23 protein-coding genes are annotated in these 24,171 nt (G+C 47.6%); 22 read left to right on the top strand and 1 reads right to left on the bottom strand.

Annotated features, from left to right (window positions below):
- The first annotated feature begins 23 nt into the window (after positions 1–23).
- The 17 genes from HW560_RS26600 to HW560_RS26520 all read left to right on the top strand — a co-directional run bounded on the left by HW560_RS26600 (position 24) and on the right by HW560_RS26520 (position 17,708).
- The gene (locus HW560_RS26600) at positions 24–1,280 is read left to right on the top strand and encodes a competence/damage-inducible protein A (protein ID WP_090896082.1); all 1,257 of its coding nucleotides are present in this window, start codon (positions 24–26) and stop codon (positions 1,278–1,280) included.
- 239 nt (positions 1,281–1,519) lie between these two features.
- The gene (gene recA, locus HW560_RS26595) at positions 1,520–2,584 is read left to right on the top strand and encodes a recombinase RecA (RefSeq protein WP_090896085.1); all 1,065 of its coding nucleotides are present in this window, start codon (positions 1,520–1,522) and stop codon (positions 2,582–2,584) included.
- A gap of 226 nt (positions 2,585–2,810) precedes the next feature.
- Positions 2,811–3,548 carry a regulatory protein RecX gene (locus HW560_RS26590; RefSeq protein WP_090902150.1) on the top strand — a complete coding sequence of 246 codons (738 nt, stop codon included), beginning with the start codon at positions 2,811–2,813 and terminating at the stop codon, positions 3,546–3,548.
- Between the two features lie 310 nt (positions 3,549–3,858).
- Complete coding sequence (gene rny, locus HW560_RS26585) at positions 3,859–5,397, top strand: ribonuclease Y (RefSeq protein WP_024630288.1); 1,539 nt, start codon at positions 3,859–3,861, stop codon at positions 5,395–5,397.
- Positions 5,398–5,559: 162 nt separating this feature from the next.
- Entirely contained in the window at positions 5,560–6,354 is a 795-nt protein-coding gene (locus tag HW560_RS26580; RefSeq protein ID WP_024630289.1) for a TIGR00282 family metallophosphoesterase, read from the top strand.
- 117 nt (positions 6,355–6,471) lie between these two features.
- Positions 6,472–6,732 (top strand): stage V sporulation protein S, encoded by a 261-nt coding sequence (locus HW560_RS26575; RefSeq protein WP_019005392.1) that lies wholly within the window; start codon positions 6,472–6,474, stop codon positions 6,730–6,732.
- A gap of 93 nt (positions 6,733–6,825) precedes the next feature.
- Complete coding sequence (locus HW560_RS26570) at positions 6,826–7,812, top strand: dipeptidase (protein ID WP_090896091.1); 987 nt, start codon at positions 6,826–6,828, stop codon at positions 7,810–7,812.
- 213 nt (positions 7,813–8,025) lie between these two features.
- Complete coding sequence (gene pduL, locus HW560_RS26565; RefSeq protein ID WP_179265150.1) at positions 8,026–8,598, top strand: phosphate propanoyltransferase; 573 nt, start codon at positions 8,026–8,028, stop codon at positions 8,596–8,598.
- A 308-nt stretch (positions 8,599–8,906) separates the two neighbouring features.
- Positions 8,907–10,463 carry a tRNA (N6-isopentenyl adenosine(37)-C2)-methylthiotransferase MiaB gene (miaB, locus tag HW560_RS26560; RefSeq protein WP_179265149.1) on the top strand — a complete coding sequence of 519 codons (1,557 nt, stop codon included), beginning with the start codon at positions 8,907–8,909 and terminating at the stop codon, positions 10,461–10,463.
- Positions 10,464–10,766: 303 nt separating this feature from the next.
- Positions 10,767–11,180 carry a YlbF/YmcA family competence regulator gene (locus tag HW560_RS26555; RefSeq protein WP_373565016.1) on the top strand — a complete coding sequence of 138 codons (414 nt, stop codon included), beginning with the start codon at positions 10,767–10,769 and terminating at the stop codon, positions 11,178–11,180.
- A 248-nt stretch (positions 11,181–11,428) separates the two neighbouring features.
- The gene (locus HW560_RS26550) at positions 11,429–11,854 is read left to right on the top strand and encodes a PaaI family thioesterase (protein ID WP_090896101.1); all 426 of its coding nucleotides are present in this window, start codon (positions 11,429–11,431) and stop codon (positions 11,852–11,854) included.
- Positions 11,855–11,912: 58 nt separating this feature from the next.
- A complete protein-coding gene (locus HW560_RS26545; RefSeq protein WP_062326181.1) occupies positions 11,913–12,716 on the top strand; it encodes an NUDIX hydrolase in 804 nt (267 codons plus the stop codon).
- A gap of 64 nt (positions 12,717–12,780) precedes the next feature.
- Positions 12,781–13,350: a cysteine hydrolase family protein gene (locus HW560_RS26540; RefSeq protein ID WP_179265148.1), complete on the top strand. Its 570-nt coding sequence runs from the start codon at positions 12,781–12,783 to the stop codon at positions 13,348–13,350.
- Positions 13,351–13,555: 205 nt separating this feature from the next.
- Positions 13,556–15,010, top strand: a complete 1,455-nt coding sequence (locus HW560_RS26535) for a nicotinate phosphoribosyltransferase (protein WP_090896108.1) — start codon at positions 13,556–13,558, stop codon at positions 15,008–15,010.
- Between the two features lie 301 nt (positions 15,011–15,311).
- Complete coding sequence (locus HW560_RS26530) at positions 15,312–15,959, top strand: hypothetical protein (RefSeq protein ID WP_179265147.1); 648 nt, start codon at positions 15,312–15,314, stop codon at positions 15,957–15,959.
- A gap of 100 nt (positions 15,960–16,059) precedes the next feature.
- Entirely contained in the window at positions 16,060–17,079 is a 1,020-nt protein-coding gene (locus HW560_RS26525; protein WP_179265146.1) for an acrylyl-CoA reductase family protein, read from the top strand.
- A gap of 74 nt (positions 17,080–17,153) precedes the next feature.
- Positions 17,154–17,708, top strand: a complete 555-nt coding sequence (locus tag HW560_RS26520) for a hypothetical protein (protein WP_179265145.1) — start codon at positions 17,154–17,156, stop codon at positions 17,706–17,708.
- Between the two features lie 41 nt (positions 17,709–17,749).
- Here HW560_RS26520 and HW560_RS26515 read toward each other — a convergent pair whose 3' ends face one another.
- Positions 17,750–18,271, bottom strand: coding sequence for a MogA/MoaB family molybdenum cofactor biosynthesis protein (locus HW560_RS26515; RefSeq protein WP_090896123.1), 522 nt, complete (start codon positions 18,269–18,271; stop codon positions 17,750–17,752).
- 166 nt (positions 18,272–18,437) lie between these two features.
- Between HW560_RS26515 and HW560_RS26510 the strand changes: the two genes are divergently transcribed.
- From HW560_RS26510 to HW560_RS26490, 5 genes are all read left to right on the top strand, one after another.
- Positions 18,438–19,592 (top strand): CobW family GTP-binding protein, encoded by a 1,155-nt coding sequence (locus tag HW560_RS26510; RefSeq protein WP_090896126.1) that lies wholly within the window; start codon positions 18,438–18,440, stop codon positions 19,590–19,592.
- Between the two features lie 64 nt (positions 19,593–19,656).
- The gene (locus tag HW560_RS26505) at positions 19,657–19,992 is read left to right on the top strand and encodes a four-helix bundle copper-binding protein (protein WP_090896129.1); all 336 of its coding nucleotides are present in this window, start codon (positions 19,657–19,659) and stop codon (positions 19,990–19,992) included.
- A 659-nt stretch (positions 19,993–20,651) separates the two neighbouring features.
- A complete protein-coding gene (gene argS / locus HW560_RS26500) occupies positions 20,652–22,385 on the top strand; it encodes an arginine--tRNA ligase (RefSeq protein WP_090896132.1) in 1,734 nt (577 codons plus the stop codon).
- 4 nt (positions 22,386–22,389) lie between these two features.
- Positions 22,390–23,451: an ATP-binding cassette domain-containing protein gene (locus HW560_RS26495; protein ID WP_179265144.1), complete on the top strand. Its 1,062-nt coding sequence runs from the start codon at positions 22,390–22,392 to the stop codon at positions 23,449–23,451.
- Positions 23,448–24,158, top strand: coding sequence for a hypothetical protein (locus HW560_RS26490; RefSeq protein ID WP_090896144.1), 711 nt, complete (start codon positions 23,448–23,450; stop codon positions 24,156–24,158). Before HW560_RS26495 ends, HW560_RS26490 begins: the two co-directional genes overlap by 4 nt.
- The last annotated feature ends 13 nt before the right edge of the window (positions 24,159–24,171 follow it).

Below are 24,171 nucleotides of genomic sequence, written 5' to 3'. Positions count from 1 at the left end.
CCACATGTACAGGAGGATGCTGAATGAAGGCAGAAATCATTGCAGTTGGCACAGAATTGTTGCTTGGACAAATTGTAAACACCAATGCCCGATATCTATCCCGTGAATTGGCTGCGATCGGGATTGATGTATATTTCCAAACGGTGGTTGGTGATAATCTAAATCGACTTAGTGACGCCATTCGCATTGCTCAGGGTCGTGCAGACGTCATTTTATTTTCCGGGGGCATCGGTCCTACACAAGATGACTTGACCAAGGATGCGATCGCGGCGGTCTTGAACCGCAAACTGCATATAGATCGATTGGCTATGGACAAAATTGAGAGCTTCTTCCGAGATCGCAATGTGGACATGACCGAAAACAATCGTCGTCAGGCGATCGTTATCGAAGGTGGAACACCGCTGGCGAACGAAACAGGTCTTGCCGCAGGAAATGCGATTTCCGACAATGGTAAGCATTATGTAGTGATGCCTGGACCGCCGAAAGAGCTGATTCCTATGTTTGAACAGGAAGTTAAGCCTTGGCTGTTCCAGCATGTACTGACAGAAGAAATGCCGATCTACTCAAAAATGCTGAAGTTTGCAGGCATCGGCGAATCGGCATTGGAAGACCGACTCCTAGATCTGATTGATACACAGACAGATCCTACCATTGCTCCTTATGCAAGTGAGGGAGAAGTTACGGTACGTGTATCTACAAAGGCTCCAAGTGAGAGTGAGGCAAAGCTGAAGCTGGATGCAATGGAAGTTCAGATTCGGGAACGATTGCCAGAGCATCTCTACGCGAACGAGGATGTGCCTATAGAGTACACAATTGTTACTATGATGTCTGATATGGGTCTGACCCTTAGCGCGGCTGAGAGCTGCACAGGAGGGCTGGTCATGCAGAGTCTGACATCAGTTCCTGGCAGTGCGTCGATGCTTAAGGGCGGAATTGTATGTTACTCCAATGAAATTAAGGAAAAGCTGCTCCATGTGCCGCATTCCTATCTGGAAGGTGAAGATGCACCTGGCGCAGTGAGTCCGGAAGTGGCTAAAGTGCTCGCAGAGCAGATTCGCATGATTGGGGATGCGGACTTCGGTCTGTCGGTTACAGGTGTTGCGGGTCCGGGTTACTCCGAACGCAAACCGCCAGGACTTGTCTTCATCGCTCTGGCAGAGCGTGGTAAAGAGACAGAAATTCATGAACTGCGCATTAATGGTAATCGGGAGACGGTTCGGATCCGTTCAGCGAAAGCGATTCTTTATCGTTTGTGGCGCAAGCTTGTGGAGATGGACTAGTTCACAGCTCGGATTGCATTTACCAAGGCAAGCAAGTATAATAAAGGAAGACAGAAGAACCGTAAAATCAGGCTTTACAGCCTTGTTTACGGTTCTTTTTTCTGTTTAATGGAAAGTTTCCTTGAGGAAGAGGCGCCTCGGCCTTCACAAAAAAAACGAATGTATGTTCGAAAAAAAGCTTGGCAAACGTGTTAAAACAAGGTATCATTATATTATAAACAGTAAAGGGTGTGAGCTTATTGTCAGACCGTCGTGCCGCGCTTGATATGGCGCTCCGTCAAATAGAGAAGCAATTTGGTAAAGGATCCATCATGAAACTGGGTGAGTCTACTCACATGCAAGTGGAAATAATCCCCAGCGGTTCCTTGGCTCTGGATATTGCATTAGGAACAGGCGGCTTGCCTAAAGGCCGTATTGTTGAAATATATGGACCAGAATCCTCCGGTAAAACAACGGTAGCGTTGCATGCGATTGCTGAAGTACAACGGGTGGGTGGACAAGCTGCATTTATCGATGCAGAGCATGCTCTTGACCCGCAATACGCAAGCAAACTGGGTGTTAACATTGATGAGTTGCTTCTGTCCCAGCCAGATACGGGTGAGCAAGGGCTTGAAATCGCAGAAGCGCTTGTACGTAGTGGCGCTGTCGATATTGTCGTTATTGACTCAGTTGCTGCATTGGTACCAAAAGCGGAAATTGAAGGCGAAATGGGGGATTCCCATGTCGGTTTGCAAGCACGTCTGATGTCTCAGGCGCTGCGTAAACTGTCTGGTGCAATCAGCAAATCCAAAACCATCGCAATCTTTATCAACCAGCTTCGTGAAAAAGTCGGTGTTATGTTTGGTAACCCGGAGACAACACCTGGTGGTCGTGCCCTGAAATTCTATTCTACAGTACGTCTGGATGTACGTCGTATTGAGAGTATCAAGTCAGGCAATGACATCACGGGTAACCGTACCCGTATCAAAGTTGTGAAAAATAAAGTGGCACCACCGTTTAAACAAGCGGAAGTGGACATTATGTACGGTGAAGGTATTTCGAGAGAAGGCAGTATCATTGACATTGGTACAGAGCTGGACATCGTTAACAAAAGTGGTGCGTGGTATTCTTACGAAGGTGAGCGTTTAGGTCAAGGACGTGAGAACGCGAAGCAGTTCATGAAAGAGCATGCAGATATTGCTCAAGTAATTGAACAAAAAATTCGTGAAGCCAGCAACCTGACTACTGCAGTTCCTGCACCTACGACTGAAGATCAACAAAAAGAAGCGGCAGAAGAGCAAGAATTATTTGAAATTAACGAGTAATCCTCTGGATTCCGTACTTATCTGATTGAGCTTGGCTCGATCTAGCTAAGAAGGGTCCAGTGTGTGCTAGCGCTGTCCAACAGCCTCTGTCCGAATGGGCAGGGGCTGTTGGTATGATTACTATTAGTGAGAGGCCGGACATTGTTTCCGGCCTTTTGTATTAGTATCTGATATTTCTTTTGAAATACGTTAAACGTATGAGGTTTAGATGGAAGGGGAGACCGAAATGGATCAACATGAAGATGATTTATATGAAGAAGCCGAGGTGGAGGGAATCTCCCAATTCCCGGATAACGAAGAGCTTACCATTACACGGGTTGAACGAACAAAAAGCAGGGAAGCTCGTTATCGAATTACCTTTGGTTTATATTCAATTACGGTGCTTGAAGATGTAATGATTAAATATCGGATGACCCGGGGTAATACGTTTCTGAAAAAGGACTTGGAAGATATCATAGTAGCTGACGAACGACAGCGGACGTATGTACAGTCTTTGCGATATTTGGAGCATAAACCCCGCACACGCCACGAATTAAGTCAGAAGCTTCGTCAAAAAGAGTTTGCTGCACCGTTGATTGAAGAGGCCCTGGATCGGCTTGAGCGGGAGAATTTGGTCGATGACGAACTGTTTGCGAAGGAATGGACTCGTCAGCGTATGGAGGGACAGCGGAAGGGAAAACTGTGGATAAGGCAAGAGCTGCGTCAAAAGGGCATTGCCAATGAGCTGATTGCTGAAGCGCTTGAAGGTGTAAGTACAGATGCGGAATTTGAGACGGCTCTAACCGCCGGACGCAAAAAATGGAATCAGGTCAAAGGAGACATCCAGGAGAAGAAACGTAAAACGCTTCCCTTCCTGATGCGGCGAGGTTTTTCCATGGATATGGTGCGTCGGGTCGTGAATGGTTTAATTGAAGAAGACGAGGCTAATGACCCCGAAGATGACGAATCGTTGTTATGGGATTAGCAGACTGGACTCACTATACTGCATTCTCTTGACAATTTCTTTCGTCAAATACTAAAATGGACATGAGTCTGTAAGAAATGGACAACCCTTTTTCCTTCCAAAAAAGCGGTTTCTGTTTTTTAAGATTTATACCATTTATGATTATGGGTTCGTCGGAGACGGCGGATAGTGCGTGGAGACATGTACACTTGAAATGAAAATCGGCGGGGGATCGCCGTGAGTATTCGTTATTCCCAAAAATATGTTAGGTTTGAAAACTGCAAATTGACCCAAGGAATGCCTTGGAGGAACCAACGAGGAGGTGAACAGTATGATTGCAATCACGATCGTTCTCGTTGTTGCCGCGCTATTCATTGGGTTCGGAGTAGGATACTTTATTCGCAAATCTCTTGCAGAAGCTAAGATCTCCAGTGCGGAACAAGCTGCCGTACAAATCGTGGAGAGCGCGAAGAAAGAGGCAGAAGCACTGAAGAAAGAAACGGTGCTGGAAGCGAAGGATGAAATTCATCGCATTCGCGCCGAAGCTGAAAAAGACACTCGTGAACGTCGGAACGAAATTCAACGACAAGAAAGACGATTGTTGCAAAAAGAAGAGTCGCTGGATAAAAAGTTGGAATCACTCGAACGTAAAGAAGAGCAAGTGGCTAACAAAGAGAAACGAATTGATGAGACACAGCAGCAGATCGAAATGATCTACAAAAACCAGGTGACGGAGCTGGAGCGCATATCCAACCTCACTATGGAAGACGCACGCAGTATCATACTGTCCAACGTAGAACAGGAAGTACGTCATGAGACTGCTCAAATGATCAAGGACATTGAACAGCAAGCGAAGGAAGAAGCGGACAAAAAGTCCCGCGAGATTATTACACTCGCCATCCAACGCTGTGCGGCTGATCACGTGGCGGAGACAACGGTATCCGTTGTTACTTTGCCAAATGAAGAAATGAAAGGCCGGATTATCGGTCGTGAAGGACGTAACATCCGTGCGCTTGAAACCCTTACAGGGATTGACCTCATTATCGATGATACGCCAGAAGCTGTTATTCTGTCGGGCTTTGACCCGATTCGCCGTGAAATCGCCCGTACTGCCCTCGAAAAATTGGTGGCTGATGGACGTATTCACCCGGCACGGATTGAAGAGATGGTGGAGAAATCCCGCAAAGAAGTGGATGAGCGTATCCGTGAATACGGTGAGCAAGCTACCTTTGAAGTGGGCGTGCATGGTCTGCATCCGGACTTGATTAAAATTTTGGGCCGGTTGAAGTTCCGTACAAGCTATGGTCAAAACGTTTTGAAACATTCGATGGAAGTCGCTTATCTGGCTGGATTGATGGCTGGCGAACTCGGAGAAGACGTAACCCTAGCAAGACGTGCAGGTCTATTGCATGACATTGGTAAAGCGCTGGATCACGAAGTGGAAGGATCACACGTCGAAATCGGCGTGGAACTAGCGAAGAAATACAAAGAACATCCGGTTGTAATCAACAGTATCGCGTCCCATCACGGGGATTGCGAAGCGACTTCGGTTATTGCGATGTTGGTTGGCGCAGCAGATGCGCTCTCCGCAGCAAGACCGGGCGCACGCCGCGAAACGCTGGAAACGTATATCAAACGACTGGAGAAGCTGGAAGAGATTTCGGAATCGTTCGAAGGTGTCGAGAAATCGTATGCCATTCAGGCAGGACGCGAAGTTCGCGTTATGGTACAGCCTGAGAAAATCGACGATGCTGAAGCCTTCCGCCTCGCGCGTGACATCACGAAGATGATCGAGAACGAACTCGATTATCCGGGTCACATCAAGGTCACCGTCATCCGGGAAACCCGTGCGGTTGAATACGCAAAATAGAGCATTATGGAAAAGTGGCCGCAGTAGTGGGCCACTTTTCCTGTTGATAGCCAGTTAAAAGGCATTTTTATAATAAAATTGATGAGCAAGAGATAGAGGTCCTGCGAAGTTTCGGATGCTTAGAAGAAGGCTGCGCTTGGTAGGGATTAAGGAGGCAGTAAAATGAAAGTTTTGTTTATTGGTGATATTGTGGGGAATGTAGGGCGTAAGGCGCTGAAGGAAAACCTCCCCTACCTCAAAACGAAGTATAAGCCACATGTAGTCATTGTGAATGGGGAGAATGCAGCGGCAGGCCGGGGAATCACCGGGGCAATTGCGAATGAATTCTTTAACTGGGGTGTGCATGGCATCACCCTTGGTAACCATACCTGGGACAATAAGGACATATTTGATTTTATAGATGATGAGCCACGTATGATTCGTCCTGCGAACTTTCCTCCAGGAACACCAGGACGTGGATACACGGTAGTCAAAGGTGAAGGTAAGGAGCTGGCGATTGTCAATCTGCAAGGCCGGACGTTCCTACCTGCTCTAGATTGCCCATTCCGCGTTGCCGATGAAATTGTGGATGAACTGCGTCAGGACCACAAATGCATTTTGGTCGATATGCATGCTGAAGCCACATCTGAGAAAATTGCCATGGGCTGGCATCTGGATGGACGTGCATCGCTGGTCGTAGGTACACATACACATGTGCAGAGCAATGATGATCGTATTTTGCCAGGAGGAACAGCTTATTTAACCGATGCGGGCATGGTAGGGCCGCGTGACGGCATATTGGGCATGGAGCGTGAAGCCGTGCTTCGCAAGTTCTACACCCAGCTTCCGGTACGATTTGTTGTTGATGATGGCAAATGGCATTTCCATGGTGTATTTGTGGAGATTGATGAAGCCACAGGTGCTGCAACACGTATTGAAAAAATTCGTCTGATGGAAGACGAGTGGCGCATGGAATAGGGGTATTGTCCCATTTTGCAGGGAAACCCGACTAAAAAGAAGGAATTTTTTTGCCTCCCGCGAATAACATCTAGTAAGTGGAAACAAACATTCAACATTCCCAGGGAGGTACTTACCATGGAAGTATTAAAAGTTTCAGCAAAGTCCAATCCCAATTCCGTAGCCGGCGCTCTTGCAGGTGTTCTTCGTGAACGTGGAAATGCTGAACTGCAGGCAATTGGAGCGGGAGCACTGAACCAAGCCATTAAAGCGGTAGCGATAGCCCGGGGATTTGTAGCACCAAGCGGAGTTGACTTGATTTGTATTCCAGCTTTTACAGACATTGTGATCGACGGCGAGGACCGAACGGCCATTAAGCTGATTGTGGAGCCCAGATAATACATGCACTTATGCATTGAACCTGTTTACGAAGTAGACAGGTTTTTTTGCGTTTTTTTTCCATAACCTAACCGTGTAGAAGGAGAGATTGTGATGCACAACTGGCGGGTAGCCGATTTTCATTGTGATGCTTTGAGTAAAATGTTGATGAATCCTAGCCTTTCATTTGAAAATGCTTCACAGCTGGATGTGAACCTGGAACGCATGAGGGAAGGTAACATTGGTTTACAGGCCTTTGCAATCTATTTGCCCGAAGTGCTTGGCAGAGGCAAGTTTGAACATGTGATGGGGCAGTTGGACATCTACCGTAAACGTGTGGAGATAACCGAAGAACGATCTAAAGGTACACATACATTGTTATGGCGGGAACAGCTTACGCAGATCGGGCAGACGGACAGACCATGGGGACTGCTTACACTTGAGGGTGTCGATGGACTGGAGGGCAATCTCTTTTATATGGAGTTATGTTATCAAATGGGTGTGCGGATTGTTGGGCTTACCTGGAACTATGCCAATTGGGCAGCTGATGGTGTATTGGAGAAACGTGGGGCTGGACTAACGGAGAAGGGCAGGGAGCTGGTTCACCTGTGTAACCAAATCGGCATGCTGCTGGATGTATCACATCTGACTGAGAAAGGCTTCTGGGAACTTGCTGACCTTAGTGAACGGCCTTTTATCGCATCGCATTCCAACAGTTATGCCATCTGCCCGCATGTGCGTAATCTGAAGGATGATCAGATTCGAGCTATTATTGCCCGGGAAGGGAGGATCGGACTGACGTTTGTGCCGTGGTTTGTGAAGCAGGAAGGCGAAGTATGTATTGAAGATCTGTTGCCTCATATTGAGCGGATATGTTCCCTGGGTGGGGAGCACCATCTGATGATGGGGTCTGATTTTGACGGAATTACTACGTATATCCATGACTTTGAACATACGGGGCAGTATCCAAAACTGATGAATACGCTGCTCAAGCACTACGACGAATCACTGGTTCGCGGTTGGATGTGGGGCAATGCCATGAGTTATTTAGAAGAGAATTTGCCGAAGAAAAATTTGAAGATCGAATATGGTGAATCATGACACCGTTGGTCCCCGGAAGAAAACGAGCTGAAAGCAAACGTCGTACATGTTCAGACCGATTTACCAAATGTAGGGGATTAATGATTGCAAAATAAGTGTATTTCATGAATTTTCAGCAGTTCGTTTTCATTTCACTTCAAAAAGGGGTATAATACCATAGGATTGTTAAGAGCCTGGCTACAGGCCATAGATAAACAAGGAGTGAAATTCACAATGAGCAAAACAGTATCTGTGGGCGTATCTGCCCGTCACATTCATGTATCTCAAGAGCACGTTGAAATTTTGTTTGGTAAAGGCTATGAATTGACTGAGTTTAAACCTCTGTCCCAACCAGGACAATATGCTGCTAACGAAACAGTAGCGGTTATTGGTTCGAAAGGACAGTTTGATAAAGTGCGTATTCTTGGACCAGTTCGTCCGGAAACACAATTGGAAATCTCGATGACAGACTCTTTCGCTATTGGTGTTAAGGCACCTGTGCGTGAATCCGGAAGCATCGAAGGTACTCCAGGTATCACAATTAAAGGACCTGCTGGCGAAGTTACAATCGATAAAGGTGTTATCGTTGCTGCTCGTCACATCCACTTCCATACTTCTGATGCTGCTAAATGGGGTATCGAGGACAAACAATTGCTGAAAGTTCGTCTGGGTGGAGATCGTGGTCTGGTGCTGGAAAATGTACTGGCTCGTGTATCGGATTCCTTTGCACTGGACATGCATATTGATACAGATGAAGCTAATGCAGCTGGCGCTCGTAACGGCGATACTGCTGAAATCATCGACTAATTAAATGGAACCTTCTTCAGCCGTTATGTTGACGGTTTGAATGCACGTATAAACCTGAGTATATTTACAGCGTCGATACATTCGATCTGAGGATTACTCAGGTTTTTGTGTGTTTTCGGGGTGTTCAGCTGACCTGCACAGATTTCGGGATAGGCGAAGGGGCAGCGTCTTTCGATGTGGAACTAGAGCCCAATTCATGTTATAATTTGCTGTAATGCTCTTTTGATGTATAAAGCGTGCAAATCACGTGAAACAAGATGAAATAACGATTTTTTATTAATAGAGGCTGTAAGGAGTGACCGAAGGAAATGGCTAAAGACTCAAAAAAGGATTACTCCCAATATTTTGATTTCTCCGATGCCAAAGTAATTTCGCAAGATGAATTCAGCAAAAAGATAAGAATCCGGGGCCGGGAGATTAACATCAAGTCGGAACCCAATCATCGTCAGGAGAAACAACGGGGCAAGGAAGACGTCCAGGTGCTTTACGAAACGGCCGTACCCGATGAACTGAAAAACGTAGGGAAAGGCAAACACTATATCGTATATACGTATGGATGCCAGATGAACGAGCATGATTCCGAGACGATCAAAGGATTGCTTGAATCAATGGGGTATCAGGCTACCGAGGACCGCAAAGAGGCAGATATCATTCTGTTAAACACCTGTGCGATTCGGGAAAATGCGGAAGATAAAGTGTTCGGTGAGCTAGGCCATCTGAAAACCCTGAAAACCGAACGTCCAGGCTTGTTGCTGGGTGTGTGTGGTTGTATGTCGCAGGAAGAAGGCGTCGTGAACCGGATTATGCAGAAGCATGGCTTTGTGGATATGATTTTTGGTACACACAATGTGCATCGGCTGCCACATCTGATTCAGGAAGCACTGTTCAGTAAAGAAATGGTTGTTGAGGTATGGTCCAAGGAAGGCGATATCATCGAGAACCTGCCGAAAAAACGTGAGGGCATGCGCGGCTGGGTGAACATTATGTATGGTTGCGACAAGTTCTGTACATATTGCATCGTCCCGTTCACACGGGGAAAAGAGCGCAGTCGACGTCCGGAAGATGTCATTGCCGAAGTTCGCGAACTGGCAAGACAAGGCTTCAAGGAAATCACGCTGCTCGGCCAGAATGTCAATGCTTATGGCAAGGACTTTACGGATCTGAATTACAGCTTCGGTGACCTGATGGATGATATTCGCAAAATCGATATTCCACGGGTTCGGTTTACAACCAGTCATCCACGTGACTTCGATGATCATCTGATTGAGGTGCTTGCGAAGGGCGGGAACCTGGTGGAGCACATCCATCTGCCTGTGCAGTCCGGCAGCACGGAAGTGCTGAAACGTATGAGCCGTAAGTACAGTCGGGAACACTACCTGAAGCTTGCTGACAAAATTAAAACTGCAATTCCAGATGTCGTGTTAACCACTGATATTATCGTTGGTTTCCCGGGGGAAACGGAAGAGCAGTTCGAAGATACGCTGTCACTGGTTAAGGAAGTTGGCTACGACTTTGCCTATACATTTATCTACTCTCCGCGCGAAGGCACACCTGCTGCGGTGATGGAGGATAACGTGCCGATGGACGTGAAGAAGGAACGTTTGAAACGCTTAAACGAGACGATCAACGCATACAGCCATAGCAGCAATGAGAAGCAGCGCGGCAAGGTTGTTGAAGTGCTTGTTGAAGGTGAGAGCAAGCGGAATTCCAATGTTCTGGCTGGACGTACACGCAGCAACAAGCTGGTGCACTTTGAAGGACCTAAAGAATTGATCGGTACTTTTGTACATGTGGAAATCACCGATCCAATGACTTTCTATATTCGGGGCAATCTGCTCACAGAGCCAGTAGCCGCCAATCAGTAATACACAAACCTAATAAGATGAAATTCTTTTTGCACTTGGCGGGTTACGGCCTAGCGTAGCGAAGGTGACGGAATCGATTCTGTAGAAGCGAAGCGTTCGCCTTTGTCTCCAAATTTTAACCACGGACCATTACAATCAGAAAAATTTGGAGACAACAGCGATCGAAAGAACGATCCGTAACCGTAGCGGTCACTCGAGCAGTCACTAAGCTTAGTGCAACATCGAGTAGTTCATCTTATATCATCTCATAGAATGGAGCGATTTCGAGTGGCGCAGGAAGAAGTGCAGTACAACCGTTATGGAATGCCTACCTACGATACGCGCAATCTGGTCATACGCGACGACATTATGGGAAAAGCCAAAGAATTGGCTGATATGCTTGGAACGAGTGAGGAAGTCAAACAGTTCCAACAGGCTGAGTCCAAAATTCGTGATCATGAACGCATCCAGCAATTAATTGCAACGATCAAGAAGAAACAAAAGGAAATCGTTGCTTTTGAAAGCTTCAAAAATGCAGACATGGTCCGCAAAATTGAACAGGAAATTGAGGACCTACAGGAAGAGTTGGACGGCATTCCACTCGTTACGGAATTCCAGCAAAGCCAAAGCGATATCAATTATTTGCTTCAGCTTGTTATTTCTGTAATTCGAGATACCGTCTCCGAGAAAGTGAACGTGGAGGCAGGTACGGATTCACCTCCGACCAGCTGCGGGTAATTGAACGGAAGGGTGCGGACGCAGTCCGCGCCTTTTTTGATCATCTCAGACTCCACGTGGTGGGGTTATTTTGTGTGGTGGCCTGATCAAGACAACTTCACTGGATAAGACCTGTTCCGTAGGAGCAGGCTTAATATAATGACGAAGCACTTTAGATCAACTATGAAAAGAACCAATGCTGGGAAATCATCATCAACAACATACATCATGGGCTTTATACTTAAAGTGCAATAAAGGGGAATTCAATAATGGGTATTTTGGACAAAATGGTTGAAGAAGGAAACGGAAGATTTTGGGGCTTTCTCGGTTGTCGGTTTATTAAAGGGGACGGAAAAGAAGTTCAGATCGCGCTAACAGCGGGCGAACACCACACCAACTCCATGGGAATAATTCATGGTGGTGTGCTGACATCCCTGATGGATCAGGCGATGGGCATGGTAGCTACTGCCGCAATGGCAGTAGACAGTTGTGTGACGACCAATCTGAATGTGCATTTCTTGGCACCCATGAAACTAGGGGAATTAATCGTGACATCAACGATCCTGCATCAAGCGGGGCGTAGTGTGACGGCACAATCTGAGGTCCGTGATGCATCAGGAACGCTGGGATGTATGGCAACGGCGACATTCCGTATAGCGCGAGTAAAAACGCAAAACACGGAATCCCAAGGTTGACAAAAGATATTATTATGTCATAATGAAAATATCAAAATGAGAATAGTCGGTGGTGCCCATGAGCGAAAACTACGAACAATTCAATGCTGAAAGCGATGAACAGGCAGCACGTGCCTATAGTTCCAAGAAATATCGTACACCCGATGGTGTTCCCGCGGATATCGTCATGTTCACCTTGACCAAGCGGGAGCGTAAGACAGTAACCAAGACACTCCCCATCCGGGAGTTGAAGGTCATGCTGATTAAGCGCAAAGGATGGCCTTTTGCGGGAAGATGGGCGTTGCCCGGTGGATTTTGTCAAGAAAATGAATCCATCTATGGTGCTGCAAAGCGCGAGTTGATGGAAGAGACAGGTGTGGACGGCGGACATCTGGAGTATTTGAATGTATATAGTCAGCCCGGGCGTGACCCCAGAGGATGGATTATCTCCCATGCGTTTTTTGCACTGGTAGAGGAATGGATGCTGGAACACCGTCAGGCGGCGGATGATGCTGAGGATGTTGGGTTGTTTACGATTCAGGAAGCTTTGCAGGAGCTCGAGCTCGCCTTTGATCACCGCACGATTATAGAAGATGCATACCGGCGTATTCAGCAGCAAATGCTGGAAACGACGATTGCACGACAGTTCCTGCCTCGTGATTTTACACTAAGCGAGTTATACCAAGTGATTCAGAGTGTTGTACCTGACTTTGAGGAACCGAATTTCATTCGGAAGATCACTTCAACACGTAGTCGCAAAGGCATTGTGGAAGAGGTTCGGGATGAGGAGGGCAACCTGCTAAGCTCCAATCAATATTCACAGCGTCCGGCGCAGTTATACCGTTTTACCGAGCTTGTACCTCGCCTTTCCATCTATACTTAATTCGCAAGCGAATCATGATGGATTGAATCAGGATCAACCTATTCTCAAAAAGGGAGTGTGGACGATGAAAGCACTGATTGTAATCGATTTTACACGTGATTTTGTGACAGGTTCGTTGCCTGTAGGCCAGCCTGCTGTGGAGATTGAGGAGACGATTGCAGCGATAACGGAGGCTTATTGCAATAACAAGCATGAGGTTGTTATGGCTGTGGATTTGCATGAAGAGAATGATCCTTACCATCCGGAAACGGCCCTTTTTCCGCCCCATAACATCAGAGGTACAGAAGGAAGACAGCTATATGGTCGTCTCGCCCAGGTTATGGAAGAACGGGAATCCCAGATTCGTTGGGTGGATAAAACAAGATACAGCGCATTCTGCGGTACAGATCTGGAGCTGCGGCTGCGTGAACGTGGAATAACAGACATTGCACTGATCGGTGTATGTACGGATATTTGCGTACTGCACACGGCAGTGGATGCTTATAATAAAGGTTTTCACATAACGGTATATGAAGACGCCGTAGCGAGCTTCAATCCAGCGGGACATGATTGGGCGCTTGGACATTTTCGTTCCAGCCTTGGGGCCCAAGTGGTCAAAGCGAGCGATACCGTTCTCGCAGGCTTGAACCTGTAAACAAACTTGTGATCATATCCATCATATTCTGTTGGTTGAACAAGTGTTATGTTGCTGGGGAATATGGTGAATAGGAATAAACCGGAGACTTATGCAATGATACGTAACCAGAATCATGAATCATGAGCAATGAGTCTCCACATGTTGACCCGTGTCTGCAGGCTGGACCTGCCGGCACAAGCGGAAGTCAGAGAGGATGAGACAAATGCAGACGACTAGCCTGGCTTTACATACGGATAAATATCAAATCAATATGATGTATGCCCATTGGGTGAATGGAACTCACAAACGGAAAGCGGTATTTGAAGCCTATTTCCGCAAGCTTCCCTTTGGCAACGGATATGCCGTATTTGCCGGATTGGAACGTATTGTGAATTATATCAGCCAGCTTCGGTTTACGATGGAGGACATCAAATATTTATCCAAACAAGAGGAAAATTACGATCCGGTCTTTCTGGAAGAGTTGCTCCAGTTTTCATTTCAGGGAACGATTCATTCCATGAAGGAAGGGGCGCTTGTTTTCCCTGATGAACCGCTCATTCGGGTAGAAGGCTCCATTATGGAGACACAACTGGTGGAGACGGCGATACTTAACTTCATGAATTATCAGACGTTAATTGCAACGAAAGCTTCCCGGATAAAACAGGTAGCAAGTCAAGATACTCTGCTCGAATTCGGAACACGACGTGCACAGGAAGCGGATGCGGCCATTTGGGGGGCTCGTGCCTCGTATGTGGCAGGATTCCATGCAACGTCGAATATGCTGGCAGGAGAGCGCTTCGGAATTCCGACAGCAGGGACACATGCCCATTCATGGGTGCAGAGTTTTATGAGTGAGCAGGAGGCGTTTGACGTCTATGCTAAAGTGCTGCCAGATCAAGTGACGCTGCTGGTGGACACCTTTGATACATTGAACAGTGGTGTTCCTCATGCAATCAAGACCGCCAAGAAGCTGGAGAGCCAAGGCAAAAAGATGAACGCCATTCGTCTGGATAGCGGGGACCTTGCGTATCTATCTATTCAAGCTCGGCAGATGCTGGATGACGCCGGACTGGATTACGTGAAGATTGTAGCTTCCAACGACTTGGATGAAAATACGATTTTCAACCTTAAGGCGCAAGGAGCTCGCATTGATACATGGGGAGTGGGTACACAGCTAATTACCGCTTCCGACCAGCCTTCTTTGGGTGGCGTGTACAAATTGGTGGAGCGTGAAGTGGACGGCGCCATGCTGCCTACGATCAAAATTTCGGCCAATCCCGAAAAAGTCTCCACACCAGGTAAAAAAGAAGTTTTCCGGATCATTGATCCGAAACATGGCAAGGCGATTGCAGATTATATCTGCTATCCAGATGAAGAGCAGCCGCTACAGGGCGGACCGCTCAAGCTGTTCAACCCGCTACACCCTTATCTGAAAAAGACGGTAACCCGCTACGAAGCAGTGAACATGCTGGAACCGATCTTTGTGAATGGGCGCAAAGTGTATGAACTGCCTACCCTGGATGAGATTCGCAGTTATCACCGCGAGCAGATGGATCTATTCTGGCCGGAATATCTGCGTAAACTCAATCCTGAGATTTACCGCGTAAATATCAGCCCTGCGGCCTGGAATATGAAGCAGAAGCTCATTGCTGAGCACGTGCAATTCACCGAAGAATAAATCAAATAAAGGGGCATAACCGGGAGGAAGTAGACCGGGTTATGCTTTTTTGCTCTTCTTGCATTGTGTTCAAAAAACGACGGATGGTGTGTGCAACATCATGGACAGACCGTCCATAAACTGCGGTATACTATATCTTCAACGTACGCAGATCACAAGCCAAATGAAGCAATTATTTCTCGGGAAAGCGCAGGAGACGTCAAATGCTGCATCTTTCCGAGCTTGCCTTTCGACAGGATCCGTTTCTGTGGCTGTTTCAACTGCGCATTGGCCGGGGATGAATGAAAGAGGAGGTGCAACCATGAGATGGATTTTGGCACTGATCTGGGTGGCCTTCATTGCGTATGTCTGGTTTTGGGTATCTGGGCAGCCTCTCGGGAGTGACCCTGTGTTTAAAGAACTGGTTACATTGCAAAGCAAGGAACCCTGGCTACTAACCGTATTTTCGTGGCTTGGAATTTATCCGGCTATTTTTGCTTGTCTGCTGTTAAGGAGTTCAGGGAAAGGGAGAGGATCTCATGTACCGGCGTGGCCTTTTGTGTTGCTGTCTTTTGGATTGGGAGCCTTTGCGCTGCTGCCTTATTTTGCGTGGTCCTCACAAACCCGCAGAGGTTCGGGGTACGAACACCTCTCATTTGGAAATCAGCGTGAATCGGGGATCGAACGTGTAGCCGCCAATAAGCTGACCCATGTCATTCTCTTGCTGCTTACATTGGGCACAGGCTACTATGCAGTGACTCAAGGCCATCCTGATGTATACATGGAAGCGTTCATGGATTCTTCCTTTGTACATATTATGACGATTGATTTCGTCATCCTGACTTTGCTTTCCGTGATCGAATTGTTTAGGGATGCTTCTGACAATCGTCGTTCTCGTGGGTGGGCCGTTTCAGGATTGATCCCATTGATAGGCCCGCTCATTTATTTAATGACAAGCCGGAGAGATTGAGTTAGGCGGAGGCCGCACTTATACTTGTTTAATCTGAAGGCGAACAATTCATGATATTAATAGAAAAATATGTAAATTTTAATTAAGGAGAGGATAACGAATGAAAAATACTTTTCCTGCCTATGTCGTGCGTAAAGAAGAACAGGGTGGCGTGAAGGCTGCTATGGAGCAGCTGACAAAAGAGGACTTGCCTAATGGTGACGTAACCCTTCAGGTTCAATACTCAAGCGTCAATTTTAAAGATGGACTTGCCACAACTGAGAAAGGTGGTGTGGTTCGCGAATATCCGATCGTACCGGGAATTGATCTCGCAGGGATTGTTGAGGAATCCGTGAGCGGCCGGTTTGCACCGGGTGATCGGGTGATCAGCACAGGTTTCGAGCCAGGCGTGTCTCATTTTGGAGGCTATAGTCAATATGCGCGTCTGCGCAGCGAATGGCTTGTTCCTCTGCCGCATGGACTCAGTGAGAAGGAAGCGATGGCGATAGGGACGGCAGGGTTCACGGCAGCACTTTCCGTAGATACGTTGTTGCGGGCTGGGGTGACTCCGGAGATGGGAAATATTCTGGTGACCGGAGCAACCGGAGGAGTAGGCAGTATGGCGGTAGCTATTTTGGCGAAGCTGGGATTTGAAGTGACTGCAAGTACAGGCAAAAAAGATCAACAGGAGCAGCTGCTTCGGAATCTGGGTGCCTCACATGTCATTTCACGCGAAGAAGCGGATGCGCCAGCCAAAGGAGCAATGGGCAAACAGCTCTGGGCAGGTGTTATTGATCCGGCAGCAGGTCCGGCACTAGCCGAGCGTCTGAAACAAATTCAATACGGAGGCGCTGTCGCCGTATCAGGCTTAACCGGAGGGACTGCGTTCGAGTCCACCGTATTTCCGTTTATTTTGCGGGGGATTCAATTGATTGGGATTGATTCAGTCTATTGCCCGATGGAACGGCGGGAACGGATATGGAAGCTGCTTGGCGGAGAATGGAAGCCGGATCGGGCGCTGGAGCTGGGGATTCAGGAAATCTCATGGGCACAGCTGCCTCAGACACTGGAAACAATTCTCAAAGGCGGTGCTGTAGGTCGTACTGTAGTGAATACGATGTCAGATACGCCTGCCGAATAAGATTCTTTTCTCCTAGACATGCTAACTCTACCTGAGAGCGTCACCGTGCATGTGGCGGGAAAGGAAGGATGAGTATGCGTGTTAACGGAAAAGGATTGCATCATAGATCTGGACGTGTGAAGTCTGTCTTGGTCAGTATGGTCGTGGTGCTATGTACAATATCGGTAGTAGCGTGTTCAGCATCAAATGTGGAGCAGGAACGGAAAATATATACCCGACAAGCGACGGATGAAGGAAATGTTCGGGCAAAGAGTCAAGGTCACGGGTTAAACGGTCCATTAATTCAGGAGCTGGATGAAGCTTTTGCTGCAAAAGGCATAAAGTTGATGAATAATATGTCCGCTGATGATGGTGAGGACGGAATCTCTTATATGTACCTGCTCAATGGAAGTGGCAGACATATTGTAAAGGTCCACGTTTTCAGTGATGTCCACACACGAGTAGCCCGGATGAACGAAATGTACGGCAATGATGGCGATGAGGCTGTGATGGAAAATGTACTTGGCAAAACAACGATTCGCAGCAAAGACTACGTGTCACTGGTCTATACGGCTTCAGGTGGAGAAAAGGACGATTATGAAGAAGATGTTATGCAGGTATTCCAGCATGTGCTTGAGCAACTGAAGTAATGGACTCCACTAAAATAATTCCGAAAAACCCGTCTGATTTTTCAGACGGGTTTATATATTTCACGCATGACATGCCTCAGTTCAGGCAAAATGAGTTTTTCCATTGCCAGCTTGACAGCTCCCCTGGAGCCTGGCATGGAGAATACGGCTGTGCGCCCAATCGTTCCGGCTACGGCCCGGCTAAGAATGGCAGCAGAACCGATATCCTCGGTATAACTGAGGAAGCGGAAGATCTCACCAAAACCCGGCAGCTCCTTGTCGAGTAGTGAGGACACTGCCTCGTACGTCGTATCTCGGGGTGCAATTCCGGTTCCACCGCTAAGCAGCACGGCTTCGATATCGTCACGAACGGCTGCATCCTGCAGGATGCTTCGAATGGTTTCAGTTTCATCCGGTGTAATGATATATTCGACGATCTGGTAGCCTGAATCAGTCAGCAGCTTATGCATAAGTTGTCCGCTTGTATCGGTGTCCTTGGTGCGGGTATCTGATACGGTAACAATCATACAGGATACCGTGTCAGGGGCTTCCTGACGATGTTGTTCCACTGAATTGGTCATCATACATCCTCCTCCAATCAACATGTTCTCATAGCATAGACCATTCAGTAGAATGAGGCAATGCACCTGCAAATAGAAGGCCAGGATTGCGCAAAGATTGCAGGATAGTGTACACTCGCTAGGATAGAGATAGACCAGTTCCATTGGACAAATAGAGAGGTGAACAACGATGAGTGAATTAAAAGCAAATGAATCATCCATACCTGTATATATATTGTCAGGCTTCCTGGGCAGTGGCAAAACGACACTGCTTGTTCAACTGATTGAACATTGGCAGCAGCAAGGTCTCCGACCCGCCGTGGTCATGAATGAATTGGGTGAAGTCAATCTGGATGGTCAGATTGTGGATGCTTCGGTACCAATGACGGAAATGTTAGGCGGATGCATCTGCTGTACTGTGCGCGGTGACTTGGGGCTGCAGCTTGCTGATCTTGTGCAGGAGGAATCACCTGATGTCATTATCATCGAAGCAACGGGAGCAGCAAACCCGATGGAGATTCTGGATGCAGTTACGGAAACATCACTTTATATGCGACTGGAGCTGAAAAGCCTGATCACTGTGGTAGATGCCGCGCATCTGTCAGGGCTGTACCAGGAGCAGAAGGGACAAACTTTCAAGCTGATGCAGGAACAGATTCGCTGTGCGTCTGTACTTCTCCTGAACAAAACGGATCGGGTGAATGAGCAGCAGTTAGCAGATCTGCAGGACCTGTTGGCACGCTGGAACGGTTTCGCTCCGGTACTGCCTACGGTGAAGTGTGAAGTCGACATGGATGTGCTGCTTCACAGCGGAGACAATGTGCATGCCTATCAATCTGTTGATGGTACGAGTAAACACGCGGAGCAGGAACATCACGTGCATTCCGAGGCTTGTGCAGAGCTTGGATGCAGCCACGATCATGGACATGTACATCATGAGCAAGTGGGTCATGATCACGAAGAACATCAACATTCTCAGGGAAATGTCCATGATCATCCTCATCCTCATGACCACAACGATAGTCATAATCATGCCCACCCCCATGCTTCGCATGAACATGTCATGGTGTATACGCACTATTTCACCGAGCCGGTGAACAGTGAGGCTTTTGAGCGTTTGATAGCTGAGTTACCTCGCGACGTGTACCGGGCAAAAGGGATTTTATCTTTTAGCGATACATCCAGTCGGTTCTGGTTCCAATATGCTTACCGGGAATCGGATTATATGAAAATCACGCCTCAAGGGGATGTGCCTAACGTAGCTGTGTTTATAGGTGAGCACTTCGATCAGTCGATCATTCGCAACCAATTGCTGGAATTAGAGGCTGCAAATCAGGCTGAATGATTCAAGGTTCCTCCAGACGGGGTATTAAGAAGCATAGCAAACTTAGTCTGGGAGGTAACTTTAAATGACACAACAACAATATCAGCAATGTATCGATGCTTGCCTGGAGTGTATGAATGCTTGCAACGTATGTTACATATCGAGTCTGAAAGAATATGATCTGGCAATGCTGCGTGATTGCATTCGTTTGGATCGGGAATGTGCGGAAATCTGCAGTTTTGCTGCTCAAGCCATGACACGTGGAAGTGATTTCATCGCCGAAATTTGCGAACTGTGTGTGAAAGCATGTGAAGCTTGTGCTGCTGAGTGTGGCAAACATCAACATGATCACTGCCAGGCTTGCGCAGAAGCTTGCCGCAAATGTGCAGAGGCTTGCCGCCTGATGGCCGCAGTTGCGTAAATATAACTCCATTGAATTAAATTGAATTGAAAATAAAAAGCCGAAAATAAAAAGCCTGGATAAGTTGCAAAGATGCCGGGCTAATCCCCTCACAGAAGACAACGTAATAAGACATCCGATAAGATGTTTTGCAACGTTGTCTGCTGGAGGGGATTTTTTATGGATTCAGCATAAGTAACGTTCCTGTTACTCCCCATACGATGGTGAGATTTTCTATCGATAGCTGGTATTACATTGGCAAATGCATGTAACAGGTTGCCAAAGCAGAGCGTGATCTGTATAATGATGGCAATGAATTGAAACGATGAATATCTGTGATCGGGAGAGTAGCCAGAATCCATGCATGACAGCGAGCCGGGGCAGGTGGAAGCCGGTATGACATGATCTGAGTGAAGCGCACCCGTGAGATGGTTGTCCGAAGGTATGTTTACATCCTTGAGAGGATGTAGAGCAGGTCATGAGGGCAATCCGGCAGGCGGCCGTTAATCGCATCGAGCGGAGCAGACTGTGAATGTACTTTGATGTGCATTCGCCATCTGCTCACCTAGAGTGGTACCGCGGGAACTGTGAAGATCAGCTCTCGTCTCTGATATAGAGACGAGGGCTTTTTTTGTTATCTATAGCATGGCTAAATATGATAATGACTAGGAGTGTTCAACATGTTGATGAATCAGGCAGCAGCACAACTTGCTCCCTTAACGGGATTGAAGCAAGACGAGGTGTTGAGATTACTGGAGGTTCCACCACAGGCGGAGATGGGAGATGCGGCGTTTCCTTGCTTTATTTTGGCCAAGTCGTTGAAAAAAGCACCCGCGGTTATCGCCACTGATATTGCTGTTCAATTACAGACCGTTGGATTGGATGCTTCACCAGCAGGACCCTATGTGAACATACGTTTCAATCGGGAAGAGCTGGCGCCGAAGCTGCTGCAAGAACTGGAACATAAAACATTTGGCAAGCTGCAACTGGGGGCAGGTGCACGCGTTGTGATCGACATGTCGTCGCCTAACATTGCCAAGCCATTCGGAATTGGTCATCTGCGCTCCACCGTGATTGGGGCATCATTGTATCGGTTATATAACGAGGCAGGTTACACTTCGGTCAGTGTGAATCATCTGGGGGATTGGGGAACACAATTCGGCAAACAGATTGCAGCCTACAAACGTTGGGGGAATGATGAAGCACTACAGGCTGAGCCAATTCGTACCTCATTGGAGCTGTATGTGCGTTTTCACGATGAGGCGGAGAATGATCCATCTCTGGAGATCGAGGCACGAGATTGGTTCCGCAAGCTGGAGCAAGGGGATGAAGAGGCGCAGCGGTTATGGACCTTTTTTGTAGAGGTGAGCATGAAAGAATTCAACCGGATGTATGAGCGTCTGAATGTTCAGTTTGACCATACGCTGGGTGAGAGCTTTTATAATGACAAGATGGGCGCGATAGTTGAAGAACTGAAAGCCAAAGGATTGCTCGAAGAGAGCGAAGGCGCATTGGTGGTACGTTTGGAGGATGAGAATATGCCGCCTTGCCTGATTATCAAAACCGATGGAACAACCATCTACCCAACGCGGGATTTGGCAACAGCCGTTTATCGTCATGATGTGATGAAGGCGGATAAAATGCTGTATGTGGTCGGGGGTGAGCAGAAGCTTCATTTCCGTCAAGTATTTGCGGTATTATCCCGGATGGGGTATGCGTGGTCTGATATTTGTGAACATATTCCGTTTGGCTTGATGCGTTTCGAAGGACGGAAGATGTCTACCCGCCGGGGGAAAGTCGTCTTTTTGCAGGAGGTACTGGACGAGGCGGTTGCTCGGGCATTACAGATTATTCAGGAGAAAAATCCGAATCTGCCGAATTCGCAGGAGGTTGCGGAAGCGGTTGGTGTAGGTGCAATTGTATTCGGTGATCTGCGCAACAACCGGTTGAACGACGTCGATTTCTCGCTCGAAGATGCGGTGAGCTTTGAAGGAGAGACAGGACCTTATGTGCAATACACACATGCCCGGATTAACAGTGTGCTTGCGAAGGCAGCAGAGACAGAGCGCGTGGAAAATGAAAATCAATTAGAAAATGTTAGTAGTAGTAACAATGCTGTGGCAAACTCAGATAACAAGTCGGTCATGGTCGGTGACACTTCATGGGCATTGCTGAAACTGCTGGCGGATTATCCTCAGTATCTGGAAAAAGCAATTCATCGCAACGAGCCTTCGGTCATTGCCAAATATGCGATAGATGTTGCCCAAGCGTTCAACCGCTTCTATCATGCGGAACGGATTGCGGATGCGCCGGCTGACGTCAAACCCTTCCGGGTGGCGTTAACAGAGCGTACGGCGGAGCGTCTTGCCTACAGCCTATATTTACTGGGCGTTCAGGCTCCTGAACGGATGTGATTCTATGGGATGGAGAGCAAGAGCAAGGGCAGGGGAAAGTGGATTCTTCGATAAAGCAGGAAAAGCAGCAGCAGACTCAAACGGACGAATCATATCGCTACAACAGGTGAGCAAACGACTTGGGGATGTGCAGGTATTGAATGATATCAATCTGGAAGTAGGTCAGGGGGAGTGTATCGTCCTGGTGGGAAGGAATGGCTCAGGCAAAAGCACATTGCTGCGTGTGCTGGCGGGTATGTTACTGCCCGACGCAGGCTCGCAACGCAAGCCCAGGCATGGACGGATTACGTATGCACTGGATGGACTGTCACGCCTGCCCTTCACCCCAAAAGAGTACCTGTGGGAAATGGGACGTATTCGAGGCATGCAGCCTGAAATATTGCGTCAACGGATAGGCGAATTGAGTGAGCTGTTATTCGTAGGCACGGCTCTGGATCAGAACTTGCCTCAGTTATCCAAAGGTACGTTGCAGAAGGTGAATTTAATTCAGGCTTTGCTGCCTGGACCTGATGGGTTATTGCTGCTTGATGAACCATTGTCCGGTCTGGACGTTCCTGCGCAGGAAGCAATTGTAGCTTTGCTCAGACAGTGGAAACAGGAAGGAAGCCAGATCGTTACAGCTTGCCATGAACCATTGCTGATTGAACGTCTCGCGGATCAGGTCATCGTGTTACAGAAGGGAACGGTGCTGCGTCGCTGGAACCAGGATGATTTGCAGCAAGCTGGTGAGCCCGCTGTGAGTATCCAAAGTGTGATGGAAGGGCTGGAACAATCTGTTATTGATGCGCTGCTTGTTGATCAACCGGGAATCATTGCATGCCATCGCGGCAGGGTTCGTCAGGATGATGGTCGAGAAGTATGGGATTGGAAGGTGTCACGCAGTTCGGCAGATCAGATTATTGGAATGATTCTGGCAGCTGGCGGTTCTATCTTATCTGTGCAGCCGGAAGAGACCAGATTAAATATGGAAGGATTGATGGAGGGGCGGCATCCAGGTGAGGTTATGAGCAGGGAAGCGGCAGAGCGCCCTTCCTCCCTATCTACGGCAGGAGGCGACCTCCAATGATCTACTTGACCCGTTATTTATTAAAACATTACATACGTTCACAGAAATATGTTGCGCCAGTGATCTTTTATATCATTACGATGCTGCTCATCTATTCCTACAAACCTAATCCGATTGCGGACAGTTACAGCGTTACAGCCATGCTGCTCTTTTTTGGTGCGGCTTGGCTGGGCTTAACGGTAATGAACACGGAACCTGCGGGGCAATATCAATTGCTTGTTCTGCATGCAGGTAGCAAACGCAAGGTTGTCTTCGCACAATTGATCTGTGCGTTGATCATGCAGTTCGGCCTGACTGCAATTACCGTGTTATATCCAGTTGTTACAGGTATGTTTGCGAGGCTACCAAGCGCTGGGGAGTGGATCATGGCTTGGGCCGGACATTTGGCGTTGTCGCTCCTGGGTCTGGGGCTCAGTGTGTTCTTCCAAAAATCATACATTCCCATGCTGAGCCGCAGTATGCCACCTTTCATTGTTTTATTGTTATTATCGTTTGTTCAAGGTTCATTAAGCGGACGTTTGCCTGAATCCATACAATGGGTTGTCAAGATTCTGCCTCCGGCATTTTATCTCGTTCGTGAGATGATGTTATATGAAGAATTGAAGTTGGGGGCTGTTGTTTTGACGACAGTGTGGGCTATAATCTATGCCATAGTTCTACTCATCATTCATATATGGTTATCGGGAAGAAGGGATTTACGGAGTTAGAGGCTATTATTCT

Source organism: Paenibacillus sp. E222 (genome assembly GCF_013401555.1).
Taxonomy (GTDB): domain Bacteria; phylum Bacillota; class Bacilli; order Paenibacillales; family Paenibacillaceae; genus Paenibacillus.
This window is presented reverse-complemented; position numbering and strand designations above follow the sequence as displayed.